The following is a 15,144-nucleotide window of genomic DNA, read 5'->3' as shown; positions in this document are numbered from 1 at the left end:
TGCGTCACGACTGCAATCTGCAATCAGCCAGAGTGGCGTTGTGACCAACCCATGACATCGGGTCCTGTGTCTCACGCACCCTTGAGGTGGCGCACCAGCCGCTCGTACTCCTGCCATCCCGACAGGTCCGAAGGGTCCCCGGGCAGCGAGTAGTACAGCGCGGGCCGGGCCCTCGGGCCGAGTGCCACCGGCTGCTCGGCCAGCGGTGTGCGGCGGGCCCGGTCTGCCGGCAATGTACGGACCTCCTCCGCGCCCAGCACGAAGGCCAGCGGGACCCCAGGACCCTCGAAGCGCGGCGGCACGGCAACATCGCGTCGTGCTTTGCGAACCTGTACGAGCATCGACTGCAGGTGGTGGCGGGTGGCGAGCGCCTCGGCGGCTGCGGGCAGGGCGTCCAAAGGGAGTTCCTCGCCGGAGCCGGAGCCGGAGCCGGAGCCGGATGCGCTGCCGTAGCCGAACGCGAGCGTGACGTGCTCCTCCACCCCCGCCTCCGTACGCGTGATCCGTACGGTGGCGATGGCTGGCCGGTTCCGGTGGCCGACCACGACGAACCAGGTCGGTTTCGGCGCCCGTTCGTACGCCACGTCGGTCAGTCGGCGCGGCGACCACGGCAGGGTCGCCGGTTCCGATGTGCCCCAGCCGGCCGGCGGTTCGCCCGTCAGCTCCCGCCACACCGTCTCCAGGCCGCCGCCCAGCACCAGCCGCTCGTCCGCCGGGTGCACCATGCGGAAGGTCAGGGCGAGTTGGCGTTCACCGGTGTCGTGGACCTCCTGGAAAGTGGCCGCCACCGGGGTGCGCCGGTCGTCCTCCGTCGCGTCGGCGGAGGCGAGCGGGGCGAACATGCCGTCCTGCCAGCGTAGTACGGCACCGGTCAGGCCGTCGTAGTAGCCGTCCCGCTCGTCCTGCACGATCCAGCGCGAGGGCCAGCCGCCCAACGTGTCCCGTACGGCGGGGGAGAGCGTGGTGCCCGCCGGGCTGACGATCTGGAGTCCGAGGCCCGCCTCGGCTGCCGCCCGGAAGGCGTCGGACAGCCACGCCGTCATCGCCACCACAGGGCGGTCCTGGATGACGACCGCGACCCGCTCGGTGAGGACGTCGATCGCGGGCTGCGCGGCGGCGGGCTCCGGCGTGACGCTCACGCCCTCGGTCTTCACCACGGCGAGCGAGCCGACCGCGTCCCGTGGCCAGGCGGAGCCGCCCACCAGCGAGGCGAGCCGGGTCGCGAACGTGCCCGCGAGCCGTTCCGCCTCCGCGACGCCCGTGGTGGCGCGCGCCTCCGTCCACCAGTACGGGACCGGGGGCGCCGTGGTCCCCAGCAACCGCTCGGCCTCGCCCTCGACGGAGACCAGCAGCGGCGCCTCCACGGAGACGAGCGGCCGGCCCTCGGGGTCGCAGAGCTGGATCACCGAGCCCTCCCCGCGCGTGCCCACCAGCTTGTCCGGGCCGCCGGAGAGCAGGCCCGCCAGTACGGCCCACGGGTCGGGCATCCGAGGAGTGAGAGCTATGACGTCCTTGGTCATGAGGTGGTCGTCCGGTCCTTCGTCGTTCGGGTTCGGTGGTGGACGGTCATGGGGTCGGCGGCGGTGTACGTCACGTCGGCGCGTACACCGTCTGGATCAGCCGGTTCGGCTGGCCCCTGCGGATGAACATGCCGCGCCCCGGCGCCTGTTGGGAGGCGTACACGCCGGGGAACAGCTGGCCCTCGCTGCGGTCGCCCGCCATCACCAGAGCCGAGGACCCCGACTCCCGCAGGCCCTGCACCAGCGGCTCGTACATCCCGCGCGAGGCACCGGCGACCCGGCGCGTCAGGACGAAGTGGAGGCCGATGTCGACCGCCGAGGGGATGTACGGGAGGAAGGGGGCCAGCGGCGACTGGCCGGCGGTCGTGAGGACGTCGTAGTCGTCGACCAGGACCACGATGCGCGGGCCGTTGCCCCAGCTGCCCGGCTCCAGGTCCTCCAGGCGCGCGTTCTCGTCCGGCAGCCGCTTATCCAGTTCGGTGGCGATCCCGGCGGAAAGGCCCGCGCACAGCTTGGAGTTGTACGCGTAGCCCCCGTTGAACTCCTCCGGCACCGCACCCCGCAGGGAGCGCCGCGGATCCATCACCGCGAAGACCAGCTCGTCCTCGCCGTAGCGGTCGATGAGGCCGTGCGCGACCGTCCTCAGCAGGTTCGTCTTGCCGCACTCGCTGTCCCCCAGCACCAGCAGGTGCTGGTCGTGCCGGAACAGGTCGAGCAGCACCGGGGCGAGAGCCGACTGGTCGAGGCCGATGGGGACCTGCCGGGGCTCGGCGGCCGGGCCCGGCAGCAGATGCGGCTCCAGGAGGTGTGGCAACACCCTTACCGGCTGCGCCACTTCACCGTTCCATGTGGCGCGGACCGTCCGGGCGCCGCGCTCCAGGACCGGCCCCAGGTCCGCCGTGTCGGCGACGCCGTCCGTACGGGGGAGTGCCACCTGGGCGAAGAGCTTTCCGTCGGTCAGGACCCGGCCGGGCTCGTCGGGCGACAGGGTCTCCGCAAGCTTGCGGTCGATGCTCGACTCGCCGGGATCGTTGAGGCGCAGCTCGACGCGGGTGCCGAAGTTGGACTGGATGGCGATGCGTACGTCGTTCCAGCGCAGCATGCCCGCCACGACATGGATCCCGTAACCGCCACCACGCTTCAGGATGTCCGCCACCGCGTCGTCGAGCTCGTCGAAGTCGTCGCGGAGCGCCCCGAACCCGTCGATGACGAGCAGGATCTCGGCGGACGCCAGCTCGGGCAGCCGACCCGCCGCGTGCCGGGTGCGCAACTGCTCGACCGAGTCGATGCCGTGTTCGCGGAAGAGATCCTCGCGCAGTGCCAGCATCGTGCGTACTTCCTCGACGGTGCGCGCCGCCCGCTCCCGGTCGGCGCGGCCCGCGATGCCTCCTACGTGCGGCAGGCCCGCCAGCGCCTGGAGGCCGCCGCCGACCAGGTCGAGCCCGTAGACGCCGACCTCCTGCGGGGTGTGGGTCAGGGCGAGGGAGAGGACGAGGGTGCGCAGGAGCGTCGTCTTGCCGGACTGCGGGCCGCCGATCACGGCCGCGTGGCCGCCGGCCACCGTGAGGTCCAGGAACCACTGGCCCTGCCACTGCTTGGCCGGGTCGTCCAGCAGGCCGAGCGGCACCAGGAGAGGGCCCTGCCGCCCGCCGCCGACGCCTCCGCCGGGCTTCACCGGTCTGCCGGTGCTCACCGGATCGCCGCCGCCCGGCCGCGCACCGGCCAGCCGCATCCCCCGCGGGCCGACGTCCAGGGGCCCCGCGACCGTGTCCAGGGCGATGGCGGCGGGCAGCGGGGGCAGCCAGATGCTGCGTACCGGGGAAGCATCGGCCCTGCTCAACTGCTCTACCATGACGCCGAGTTCCGTTGGCCCCGTCTCGCGGCGGCGGGCGGTCGGCTCCTGGTCCTGTTGCGTGCCGTCCGGCCCGGCCAGGGTGTTGTACGCCTCGTACGGCAGTGCCAGCGGCCCGGTCTCCTCCTCGTCGGTGCGCCGCACGGGGCCGCGGTAACCCCCGGACACGTAACCGGCCTTGAAGCGGGCGTAGTGGCTGGTGTCGACCTTGAGGTAGCCGAATCCCGGCAGTGGCGGCAGGTGGAACGCGTCCGTCGTGTCCAGGACCGTGCGCGACTCGTCGGCGGAGAAGGTCCGCAGGCCGAGCCGGTAGGAGAGGTAGGTGTCCAGGCCCTTGAGCTTGCCGCCCTCGATGCGCTGGCTGGAGAGCAGCAGATGGACGCCGATGGAGCGCCCGATCCGGCCGATGGAGAGGAAGAGGTCGATGAAGTCGGGCTTGGCGGTGAGGAGTTCGCCGAACTCGTCGATCACGACGAACAGATGCGGCAGCGGGTCCAGGTCCGGCCGCTTCTCGGCGCGCAGCGCCGCGTAGTCCCCGATGTCGGCGACGTTGCCCGCGTCCTTCAGCGCTTGCTGGCGGCGTTTGACCTCACCGGCGAGCGAGGCGTGGACCCGCTCGACGAGACCCGCCTGGTTCTCCAGGTTGGTGATGACACCCGCGACATGCGGCAGGTCCGCGAAAGGTGCGAAGGTCGCCCCGCCCTTGTAGTCGACCAGCACGAGTGCCAGATCCTCCGGCGGGTGCAGGGCCACCAGGGCGAGGACCAGGGTCCGCAGCAGCTCCGATTTTCCGGAGCCGGTCGCGCCGACGCAGAGGCCGTGCGGGCCCATCCCCAGCTCCGAGGACTCCTTGAGGTCGAGCAGCACCGGCTCGTGGGAGTCGCTGATCCCGATCGGGACGCGCAGGAAGGCGCGTTCCCCGCGCGGCGCCCACAGCCGGTCCAGGTCGAGCTGGGCCACATCGTCGATGCCGAGCATCGCGGCGAACTCCACGGGCCCGGCCAGCGGCGCGTCCACCAGGGACTCGGCCGACAGCCGCAGCGGTGCGAGCATCCGGGACAGGCCCTCGGCGAACGGGAGGCCGACCTCGTCCACCGTGCCGTGGGCCTCGACGGGTTCCTGTTCCCGCAGATCCTCGATCGTCACCTCGGTCCCGTCGACGGTGATGCGTACGCTGACGTGTCCGGGCTCCTGCACCCGCCGCTCCAGCAGATGCAGCACGGTCACACCCATCTCGCGCAGGCCCACCGCGTCGTCGGGGCGCGGCAGTTCGACGGCGTCCTCGCCGTGCCCGTCGGTGACCACCAGCAGCCGGGAGTTCATGGACAGCGCGTCCCGGCCGGCCAGACCCCGGCGGACCTCGGCCGCGTACGAGGCGCGGCGGCGCAGCTCGTTCCCGAGCCGGCGGGCCAGCTGGGGCGCGGAGGGCGCGATACGGCGGGCGGCGACCGGGCCGTCGAACTGCTCGGTGTCGAGCAGGTGCGGCAGCCACTTGGCCCACTCCCAGTCCGCCACCCGTTCGCCGGGCGCCGCGACGGCGATGCCGACGTCATCGGGGGCGTGCAGGGCGGCGGTCTGGACGAGCAGGGCACGGGCGACCCGCAGACAGTCCTCGCGGGGGCCGATCACGCTGACGTTGCCGACCCGGTCGAGCGGGACCGTGAGCGGGAGTTCGGTGCCGTTGCGGAACCGGTTCGTGAGCGCCGACGCCTCGTTGAGCATGAAGAGGTCGGGGGGCGTGAGGACCGTCGAGCCCGGTTCGGCGATCCGCAGATCCCGTACGGGCATCTCGCCGGTGCCGACCCGTACGCGCAGGAAGTCCTCGTCGACCCTGCGCCGCTCCCAGAGGCGGGCCGGATCGCGCACGATGTCGTACAGGGCGTACGGAGCCGGGTTCAGCACATCCGCCCGCTCCCGCCGCTCGCGCTCCTCGGCCGACAACTCCTCGCGCAGGTCCTCCACATAGGCGAGGTAGGCCTCGCGCTGGGTGCGGCGGGTGCGCTGGGCCTTGCCGCGCTGCGAGAAGAGCAGAACGACGGACCCGACGATGGTGACGACCAGGATGATCGCGCCCAGTGCGGCGAACTGGCTGTTGCGGACGACCGTCATCATCACGACGGACGACATGACCCCGGCGACCGGCAGCAGGGACATGGCGACGTTCCCCGCCTTCCCCTCGGGGAGGTTGGGCGGGGCCTCGATGGTGCGGGGCGCGGGCGCGGCCGACGGGCGGGTGGTCCGGGCGGGGCGGTGGATCAGTCGGGTACTCATCGGCTTCGTCCGGCGGTGGCGGTCGGCGAGTGGGCCACGGCCGGTATCGGCGCGTGGGTCGGGGCCGGTGTCAACGGGTGCGCCAGGGTCGGTATGAACGTGCGCGGCAGGGTTGGTATGAGCGTGCGCGCCGGGGTCGGTATGAGCGTGCGCGGCATGCTCGGGGGCAGTGTGTGCGCCTCGGTCGGCGTCGACGGGAGGGGCATCGGGGTCACCGGCGCTTCTGGGAGAGCTGGAAGACCTCGGCGGCCAGCCGGGTGGCGGCCAGGTGCGTCGGCCGGGCGAGCAGCTCGGTGCGCAGCGTGCCACCGGCCGCCAAGTGCCGGTCGTAGGGCAGTACATGGACGCCGACGCCGGTGGACCGGAGCTTCTCGGCCGCCGCCTCGACATCGATCCCGGGGCGGGCGGCCAGAGCGGTGAGCGCGACGACGGTTCCGTCGATCATGTGGCGGGGGAGCCCCTGCATCCACTGCAGCACGGCGTACGTGCTCGTGATGCCGTCCAGGGTCGCGGGGGCGGTCAGCACACGGGCCTGGGAGGCGGAGAGCGCGACCCGGGCGACCTCGGCGGGCAGCGTCTCGCAGTCGACGACCGTCACCCCGAAGTAGCGGCGCAGTGCCACCATCACCCGTTCGTACGTCGACGTGTCCAGCATCGCCCCGATCTGCCCCTGGCTCCCGGGCAGCAGCCAGGCGTTGTCGGGGAGCTGGACGAGATAGCCGGTCACGTCGAGCAGGGACATCTGAGGCTGCACGATGTCCGCAAGGTCGGCCGTGGTCCAGCGCAGGCTCTCGGCCCCCAGCCGCAACGGCAGCGAGCCGAGGGCCGGGTCGGCCTCCACGAGGAGTACCGGATCCGGGCGGTAGTGCGCGTAGGTGGTACCGAGCAGGGCCGCCACGGTGGTCTTGCCCGCGCCGCCCCGGATGGAGGTGACGGCGATCTGCCGTCCGGTCGTCACGGGCTGCTGAAGGGTCTCGGCGGTGCGGGTGAGCTCGGCGACCTCACGCGCGGCCGATGAGGAAACGATCCGGCGTACGGCGCGGGCGGCTCGGACCACGACCGGCTCACCCCGCCGCGGCCGCCGCGCGGCACCCGCCAGCTCACGGTCCACGACGGCCCGCGAACCGGGGGCCGAGGGGGCGCGGGTGGCTGCCCCGTACGCGGCGCGGGCCGGGGCGGGAGAGTGCGGGTGGGGTGCCGGTGGCTGGGCCTGGGCGTGCGGCGGCCCGGGGGGAGGCGTCCGGGCCTGTGGCGGTTGCGCTGGCTGTGGCTGTGGCTGTGGCTGTGGCTGTGGCTGTCCCGGGACCTGTGGCTGTGCTTGCGCTTGCGCCGGGGCCTGCGCCTGTGCTTGTGCCGGGACCTCTGCCGGTACGGGGGTGGGGGCTGCGGGGGTCTGCCCGGCGGGGGCCGCAGCACCCTGCGGGGAGGCCCCTGGTGAAGCCGGTGGAACCGGCCGTACTGGTGGAACCGGGGCAGCCGGTGAAGCCGCACCTCTCAGATCGCGCAGCACATCACCCTGCCAGTTCTCCGCGTTCGGCATGTCTGCCCTTCTTCTCCGCTGTGGTGCCCCGCCCGGAGCGCCCGCGCAGGTGGTGTCCGAGACGTCAGAACTTGTCGAGCAGCTGTCCGTAGATGCCGAACACACCGATGGCGAGCGGGAAGAGCCCCACCATGCCGATGGACTCGACCAGGTCGGCCGTCCGCCGCAGCCGGACCCGTACATGCTCCGGCGGCTCCACAGCCAGGGCGAGCAGGGGCAGCAGCGCGGTCGCGCACAGGACCGCCAGAGGTCCGGCGCCCCCGGCGTGCTCCATCCAGAGCATCACGAGCCGTACGGCGAGGACCGCGGCGGCGGCGAACAGCGCCACCACCTCGGCCACCAGCGGGAACGCCCGGGCCCTGGAGAGCAGCACCACCACGATGAGCGACGGCAGAAGCACGGTCCACACGGTCGGCCCCGGGGCCAGGGTGAGGAGCCAGCCCGCTGCGGCCGCCGACACGGCGGTGGCGAGGGACGCGAGGGCCAGTCCACGGTGTGTGGCGGCCAGGGCGTTGCCCACGTCGTGGCGGCTGACCGATGTCCCGCCCGAGCGCCGGTCGTCGAGCGCCGTGAGCCCCGACGCCATCAGGGCGAGCCGGGGCAGCATCCCGAGGAGGATCACGGAGACCACTCCCATCACGGCGCCGAGCCGGGCCGGATCCGATGTGACGGCGGCGACGGCCTCCCACAACAGGGTCAGGGCGGCCGTGGCCCCGGCGCCGATCAGGCCGCCTCGGCCCAGCGGGGAGAACACACCGAGCAGGGCCAGACACAGGGCGACCGATCCCGCCACGGCGGCGAACCGGGCCGGCCCCGGCCAGCCGTACGCATCGGCCGCGGTCCAGGCGGTGAGAGCGCCGAGCGCGCCGGAGGTGAGCAGGAGCGCGGTCGCCAGACCGCGGTTCCCCCGCCCGAGCCGCGCCCCGAGCGCACCGGCCACCATGAGCGCCGGCGTCACCGCCGCCAGGGCACCGGCGAGGGCGGTGAGGGGGATCTGCCGGCGGGCGAGCAGCGCGGCGGTCACGGCGAAGACCACGGTGGCCGCGCCGGCGACGCCCCGCCGTACGGCCGGACGCCAGCGCCAGGCCTGGAGGTCGAGGTCGTCGGCGACCTGGTCCGTGACGTCGTGGACCACCGGGGCGGGCGGGGCGGCATGGGTCCGCACCAGCCGGAGTACGGCGCCGTCGCTGATGCCGGCCGAGGCGAGGGTGCTGTCGTGCGACAGCGCCGAACCGTCCGAGGTGAGCAGCTGCCTGGTCAACGGCCGTGAGGCAGCGCGGTCGTCCAGCAACTGCAGGATGTCGGGCAGGAGTTGGCCGATGGGTGTGTCGGACGGCAGCACGATGTCGGCCCGGCGCCGCTCACCGACCAGGGTCACCCGGCTCAGTTCCGTCCGGGAAGTCATTGCTGTGCTCGCCACTTGCGGAAACCTATCATCGCGACTTCTCGGAATTTCGGGCCGATTGACCGATCCGGCACTGTGCGCGCTTCCCCATTCCTGATAGGGAATGCGGTGCGGGTGCCCACCGCTAATGCTCCGGCTGCCCGTACTGCTGCGCCTGCCGCTGCTGTTGTTGTTTCTGCTGCTCGGCCTTCTGCTTGTCCAGGGTGTGCTGGAGGAAGGACCAGCCCACGCACCCCGCGCACAGCACGGCCGTGATGGCGATCCCCGCGAATACCTTGCCCAGCCGCTCGTCCGCCGTCCGCCGTGCGCGTTCCGTGCCGAACAGCAGGGCGTCCCGCATCCTGCGCCGGCGCACCCCCACCGACTCCAGCAGCTGGCTGTCGTAATCCCGTGCCATGCGATCCCCCTTTGCCACCGCAACATAAGGCATGGCCGAGCGGGCCGTACACCTCAGGGCTCTGCCCGTACCACCGCCCGCTCAGGGCCCTGCCCGTCCCGCCGGGCCGTCTATTCGCGTCGCAGTGCGAACCACAACTCCGCCCGTACGTCCATGTCGTCCAGGTCCCTGCCCAGCAACTCCGCGCACCGCCCGATGCGTTGGCGGACCGTGTTGCGGTGGACGGAGAGGGCCACCGCCGTGCGGTCCCAACTGCCGTGCAGGGAGAGCCAGCAGCGCAGGGTGTCGGCGAGGGGTGGGGTGAGCGGGGCGAGGAGGGTGCGGGCGTGGGCGGCGGCCTGGTCGGGTGGGATCAGGGCGGCCAGGCCCGTGACGGGGGCGTCCACCGTCAGGGGGGTCCGGGTCGCCTCCGCGTGGGCCAGGGCGCGGGCTGCCCGGAGGTCGGCGGCGGCCAGGGCGGAGAGGGGGGTGGGGGAGGAGGCGCCGAGCGTCCAGCCTGGTTGTGGGGTCAGGGCGGGGGGCACTCCGGGGGCGGCCTCGTGTTCCTCCTCGGCCCCCTCGTGCTTCTGCCCGGCTCTCTCGTGTTCCTCCCTGGCCCCCTCGTGTTCCTCCCCGGCTCCCTCGTGTGCGGCCGTCGGGAGCAGTATCCGTACCGCGTTCCTGTCCTGGCCCGCGTCCACCAGGGTCGAGCCCAGCGATGCACCGAGCGCCCCGGCCGTGAGCGGGTCCGCCCTCGTGCCGTCCGTGCGGCGGGCGTGCACCACGGTCCAGGGGGTGTCCTTCGTTCCGGGGGTCGCGCCGGGGCCGCCGCCCAGGAGTGGGGACACCTCGGTGGGCGAGGCGCCGAGCAGCAGTCGTACCAGGGCCGCCGAGTGGTCCGCCGCGTCCGTGCCCTGGTGCGGGGCGGCCAGGAGGGAGAGCAGGACCACCGCGATCCCGGCCACCGTGTGGTCGCCCGCCTCCCGTCGGCCGGTCGCCAGAGTCAGTGCCAGGCCCTCGCCGCCGCCCAGCGCGTACGCCGACAGGTGCGTGGGCGTGGGCGTATGAGTGGGCGTGTGCGTGTGCGTGGGCATGGACGTGTCGGTGTGGGTGTCGGTGGCCGACGCGGGGGAGTTGGGGTGCTGCCGGGTGACCACGCGGGCCAGCCGTGTCAGCGCTGCCGTCACCTCCGGGGGCGGGCGGCGGCCCGCCGCGTGGAGCTCCTCGCCCCTCGCCGTCAGCAGGACCGCCCGGGCGCCCAGGTGCGTTGCCAGCTGGTGCAGGACCGCCGGTACGGGGTCGGGGCGGGCCGCCGCCGTGGCCAGGGCCTGCTGGGCCCGGGTCACCCGGCGCAGCTCGCGGTGGCGGGCCTCGGCCATCAGCCGCCACACCGCCCGGGCGATCGTCGTGAACGGGGTCTCGGGCGGCACCTCCAGCAGCGGCAGACCGTGGCGGTCGCATGCCTCGATCAGGGCTTCCGGGACCGTCTCGTGCACCGGCCGCACCCCGAACCCCAGCGCCGCCGCCCCCGCCTCCACCAGCCGCGCCACGTAGCGGTCCGGGTCCGTCAGCAGCACCCCGGCGCTGAGCAGCAGCTCGCCGCCGAGGAGGTACGGGTAGGGGTCGGCCATCTCCGACGTGTGCACCCAGAGCAGCTCGGCGTCCTCCGGGCCCGCGATCCGGCGCAGGCCCAGCTCCTCGCGGGCGAGGAGGGCGGCGAGGGGGACGGGGGGAGTGGGCGGGCCCGGGGCGGTCACGGAGGGCGGCATGGATGATTCGTCCATTCGGGGCGGCTCTGGTGGAGGAAATGTACACTTCTGCCCCGCCGCTGGGCCACCTACCGTCTTCCTCGCACCCGCATCCCGGCGGCCGGTGCACCGCACCCCGCACACTGGACACCGTACGGAACGGAAACCCGTACGAACCGAAGGAAAGGCACACCCCCATGAGCAGCACCGAATCGCCGCGCGGCCCCGTCGACTCCTCCCGCGTCCCGCGGTACGCCGGGCCCGCGACGTTCGCGCGGCTGCCCCGGCTCGACGAGGTCGGGCGGGCCGATGTCGCCGTCGTCGGTGTGCCCTTCGACAGCGGGGTCTCCTACCGGCCCGGCGCCCGCTTCGGCGGCAACGCGATCCGTGAGGCCTCCCGGCTGCTGCGCCCGTACAACCCGGCCCAGGACGCCTCCCCGTTCGCCCTCGCGCAGGTCGCGGACGCCGGGGACATCGCGGCCAACCCGTTCAACATCAACGAGGCCGTCGAGACCGTCGAGGCCGCCGCCGACGACCTGCTGGGCACGGGTGCCCGCCTGATGACGCTGGGCGGCGACCACACCATCGCCCTGCCCCTCCTGCGCTCCGTCGCCAAGAAGCACGGGCCCGTCGCCCTGCTCCACTTCGACGCGCACCTGGACACCTGGGACACCTACTTCGGTGCCGAGTACACCCACGGCACCCCCTTCCGCCGGGCCGTCGAGGAGGGCATCCTCGACACCTCCGCCCTCTCCCACGTCGGCACCCGCGGCCCGCTCTACGGCAAGCAGGACCTGACCGACGACGAGAAGATGGGATTCGGCATCGTCACCTCCGCCGACGTCATGCGGCGCGGTGTCGACGAGATCGCCGACCAGCTGCGCCAGCGCATCGGGGACCGGCCGCTCTACATCTCCATCGACATCGACGTCCTGGACCCGGCGCACGCCCCCGGCACCGGCACCCCCGAGGCCGGCGGCCTCACCTCCCGCGAGCTGCTGGAGATCCTGCGCGGCCTGGCCTCCTGCCACCTGGTCTCCGCCGACCTGGTGGAGGTGGCGCCCGCGTACGACCACGCCGAGATCACCTCCGTGGCCGCCTCCCACACCGCGTACGAGCTGACGACGATCATGTCCCGCCAGATCGCGGCGGAGAAGGCGGACGGGGCCGATGCCAAGGACGCCCGGTGAGCCACGATCACGACGACCGGCCGCAGCTCAGTGCCGCTCAGGCCGCCGCCGTACTGAGCCCGCCGCCCGGCCGTACCGGCGGTGACCTCGTCGTCGAGTCCCTCCAGGGGCTCGGCGCGACCACCGTCTTCGGGCTGCCCGGACAGCACGCGCTCGGCATGTTCGACGCGCTGCGCCGCTCCTCGCTGCGGTACGTCGGACTCCGCGTCGAGAACAACGCCGGGTTCGCCGCCGACGCGTACGGCCGGATCACCGGTGAGGTGGCGCCGCTCCTCCTCTCCACCGGGCCCGGCGCGCTCACCTCGCTCGCCGCGCTCCAGGAGGCCGCCGCCGCCTCCGCCCCCGTACTCGCGATCTCCAGCCAGGTGCCCACGGCGGGGCTCGGCGGCGGGCGCCACGGCTATCTGCACGAGCTGCGCGACCAGCAGGCGTCCGTCCGGGACATCGTGAAGTCCGTGCACACCGTGCGGGCCGCCTCGCAGATCCCGTCCGCGATCGCCGCCGCCTGGGAGTCCGCGCTGACCGCCCCGCACGGGCCGGTCTGGGTGGAGATCCCGCAGGACGTTCTGTCGGCCGGGACGGCCCTTCCCGTCGTCAGCGCCATGGACGCCACCCCGCGCGAGCTCTACCCGCGCCCCGAGCTGACGATCGCCGCGGCCCACCTGCTGTCGAACGCCGAGCGGCCGGTGATCATCGCGGGTGGCGGAGTCGTACGTTCCGACGCGTCCGGCAAGCTGCGGGCGCTGGCCGAGAGGATCGACGCGCCGGTCGTCACCACCTTCGGCGGCAAGGGCGCCTTCCCCTGGGAGCACCCGCTCTCGCTGCGCTCCTGGCTGGAGGACCGGCACACCACCGACTTCCTGGAGGACGCGGACGTCCTGCTCGTCGTCGGCTCGGGGCTCGGTGAGCTCTCCTCGAACTACCACACCTTCCGCCCGCGCGGCCGGGTGATCCAGATCGAGGCGGACGCCGGGAAGCTGGAGTCCAACCACCCCGCGCTCGGCATCCACTCCGACGCCCGCGAGGCGCTGGCCGATCTGCTGGATGCCGTGGAGCGGCGCGAGGACGCGGGGGCGGCGGAGCGCGTACGTACGGTGCTGGAGAAGGTACGGGTCCGGATCGAGGCGCAGGACCTCGCCCTGGAGCAGCAGGTGCTCGCCGCCGTCCGGCAGGCGCTGCCCGACGGATCGCCCAGCTTCTGGGACATGACGATCCTGGCCTACTGGGCCTGGTCCGCCTTTGACGCCCGGCGCCCCAACACCATGCACTCCGCCCAGGGCGCGGGCGGCCTCGGCTACGCCTTCCCGGCGGCCATCGGCGCGGCCGCCGCCGACCCGACCACCCCCGTGCTCGCGGTCTCCGGCGACGGCGGTGCGATGTACTCGATCGCGGAGCTGGCCACCGCGCGGCAGTACGACGCGCCGCTGACCTGGCTGATCGTGGACGACGGGGGGTACGGCATCCTGCGCGAGTACATGACGGACGCCTACGGCGAGACGGCGGGGACCGAGCTGGCCCGCCCGGACTTCGTCGCCCTCGCCGAGTCCTTCGGCGTACCGGCCGTCCGTACGACACCGGAATCGCTCGCCGCGGACCTCGGCAAGGCCCTGGCGGCCCCGGGGCCCTCGGTCGTCGTGCTTCCGGCGCTGCTGCGGATGTTCGAGCCGACGCATCTGTAGGCCGGGCGGGGCGGGCTGAGGGGATAGGCCCCTCAGCCCGTGGCCGCCGTCCTCTCCGTGCTCGTGCTCGTGTCCGCGCTCGTGTCCGGCTTCGAGACCTGCGGCTGCTTCATACCGGTGCGCCGGGCCGGCTCAGTCTGGGAGAGGCCGAGTGCGACCCGGCGGTCGTACACGGCCTGCCCGAGGCCGAACGCGGGAGAGATCTCCTCGCGCCGCCGCTCCACCTCGGGGGCTTCGGCGATTCCTTCGGCGGCCCGGGCAGCGGGAAGAGCCCTCGATCTCGCAGATCGGCCGGAGGAGAGGGCGGCACTATCCGCCAGGGGCCACCATGATCTCCCTCAGCAGAACCCGAGCCATGACTCATGATCACTCACTCGTGACGCAGTCCGCCGGTCGGCCGTCAGGCGGTCCAGAGCCGCAGCGTTGTGTGCCCGGATCTCCGCGGTGTGGCCGTGGAGCACACTCTGCGGGGAGAGATCCACGAACCACAGGGGCCGCAGTGCTGCTCCGCGCAACGCCTTGGCCTCGGGCGCTTTGATCCCAGCGTGCAGATTCCGTACTCCGAGCTCAGGCGCACGCATGATCTGGCCGTAGATCACTACGTTGAAGTATTCGGCTGCTCCGACAAGGCGCTCGTAGTCGAATCCGGCAGCGCGCAGATAGAGCGTGTCTCCCCACACGTAGTAGAGACAGAAGCCGACGGCCTCGCCGGTGGGCAAGCGGCAAACGGCAACTTTCGCGTTGTCCCCCATCACGGCCGCGTGGCGCTGGAAGGCGGCCAGTTCCTTCTCCTCGGAGCCGCTGTGTCCGTACTTGCTCTGAGTCACGGCGGCAAGCCTGGCGATGGTTTCGCAGCATTCGGCCAGCGGCAGATGTTCCACGGTGTAGCCGGCCTCGGCAAAGCGGCGTACCTCGGCGCGTATGGAGACCCGCCGTTTGTAGCTGTGGTTCTCCAGGTACTCCTCCCACCCTCCCTCCGGAATCTCCCACCAGCCTTCCGTCTCCAGGAATACCGGGGGCGGGCAGTCGGTGCTGTCGGAAATCGCCCGCGCCGTGTCCGTGGACAGGTACATCCCGACAAGAGCCCGCTGGTCTGCCCCGGGCAGAGCCTGGTGACGGGCAGTCAGTTCGGCTGTCAGTGCCTCGGCGGCCCTGGCGCGCTCCACCCCCGGCCCGTACAGGAAGTCACTCCGGTACCCCTGGTCAGCGCCGATCATCAGGCCGGTGGCCGGTGGTTGCGGCAGGCCATGCCCGGCCATCAACTCATTCCACCGGTAGAAGGCCGAGGGCAGTCCCTCGACGACGGTCACTGGTGCGGCGGCCAGCACGCGGGCGTCGTCCTCCTTGGCCACGACGACACCGGTGGATGTCGCGCCCGGAGTCGTCGCGCACAGGCGTAGCCAAGAGCTGGAGGAGTAGAACCGGTCGGCGGCCAGAGCGTCCCACGTGTTCGGCGACAGCTCTCCGAGGTCCAGGGGGGATGCGTCAGCGACTCTCATACTGTTGACTTTCTGGTCAGGCGCGGTGGAAGCGGTACGTGTCAAGCCCGATGAGGCGTCTACT

Annotated in this window: 9 protein-coding genes; 2 read left to right on the top strand and 7 right to left on the bottom strand. The window is 72.7% G+C overall.

The features are described 5' to 3' along the window. Positions 1-71: 71 nt before the first annotated feature. The 6 genes from ACFW9Z_RS27230 to ACFW9Z_RS27205 form a co-directional block, all read right to left on the bottom strand. The gene (locus tag ACFW9Z_RS27230; protein ID WP_384645199.1) at positions 72-1,520 is read right to left on the bottom strand and encodes a DUF6177 family protein; all 1,449 of its coding nucleotides are present in this window, start codon (positions 1,518-1,520) and stop codon (positions 72-74) included. A 70-nt stretch (positions 1,521-1,590) separates the two neighbouring features. Next, a complete protein-coding gene (eccCa, locus tag ACFW9Z_RS27225; protein WP_384645198.1) occupies positions 1,591-5,643 on the bottom strand; it encodes a type VII secretion protein EccCa in 4,053 nt (1,350 codons plus the stop codon). Between the two features lie 211 nt (positions 5,644-5,854). After that, on the bottom strand, positions 5,855-7,183 hold the full coding sequence (locus tag ACFW9Z_RS27220) for a MinD/ParA family protein (RefSeq protein WP_384645197.1): 1,329 nt from the start codon (positions 7,181-7,183) through the stop codon (positions 5,855-5,857). A gap of 64 nt (positions 7,184-7,247) precedes the next feature. After that, positions 7,248-8,588, bottom strand: a complete 1,341-nt coding sequence (eccD, locus tag ACFW9Z_RS27215; protein ID WP_384645227.1) for a type VII secretion integral membrane protein EccD — start codon at positions 8,586-8,588, stop codon at positions 7,248-7,250. A 124-nt stretch (positions 8,589-8,712) separates the two neighbouring features. Continuing rightward, a complete protein-coding gene (locus ACFW9Z_RS27210; protein ID WP_384645196.1) occupies positions 8,713-8,985 on the bottom strand; it encodes a hypothetical protein in 273 nt (90 codons plus the stop codon). Between the two features lie 110 nt (positions 8,986-9,095). Then, entirely contained in the window at positions 9,096-10,748 is a 1,653-nt protein-coding gene (locus ACFW9Z_RS27205) for a PucR family transcriptional regulator (protein WP_384645195.1), read from the bottom strand. A 161-nt stretch (positions 10,749-10,909) separates the two neighbouring features. Here ACFW9Z_RS27205 and speB point away from each other — a divergent pair, with 161 nt between their 5' ends. Beyond that, positions 10,910-11,902: an agmatinase gene (gene speB / locus ACFW9Z_RS27200; protein WP_384645194.1), complete on the top strand. Its 993-nt coding sequence runs from the start codon at positions 10,910-10,912 to the stop codon at positions 11,900-11,902. Beyond that, positions 11,899-13,581 carry a thiamine pyrophosphate-binding protein gene (locus ACFW9Z_RS27195; RefSeq protein WP_384645193.1) on the top strand — a complete coding sequence of 561 codons (1,683 nt, stop codon included), beginning with the start codon at positions 11,899-11,901 and terminating at the stop codon, positions 13,579-13,581. The genes speB and ACFW9Z_RS27195 overlap by 4 nt, the downstream gene beginning before the upstream one ends. A gap of 338 nt (positions 13,582-13,919) precedes the next feature. Here the strand turns inward: ACFW9Z_RS27195 and ACFW9Z_RS27190 are convergent, their stop codons facing one another. After that, positions 13,920-15,080: a GNAT family N-acetyltransferase gene (locus ACFW9Z_RS27190; RefSeq protein WP_384645192.1), complete on the bottom strand. Its 1,161-nt coding sequence runs from the start codon at positions 15,078-15,080 to the stop codon at positions 13,920-13,922. Between the last annotated feature and the right edge of the window lie 64 nt (positions 15,081-15,144).

This window comes from Streptomyces sp. NPDC059452 (assembly GCF_042750035.1).
Taxonomy (GTDB): domain Bacteria; phylum Actinomycetota; class Actinomycetes; order Streptomycetales; family Streptomycetaceae; genus Streptomyces.
This window is presented reverse-complemented; position numbering and strand designations above follow the sequence as displayed.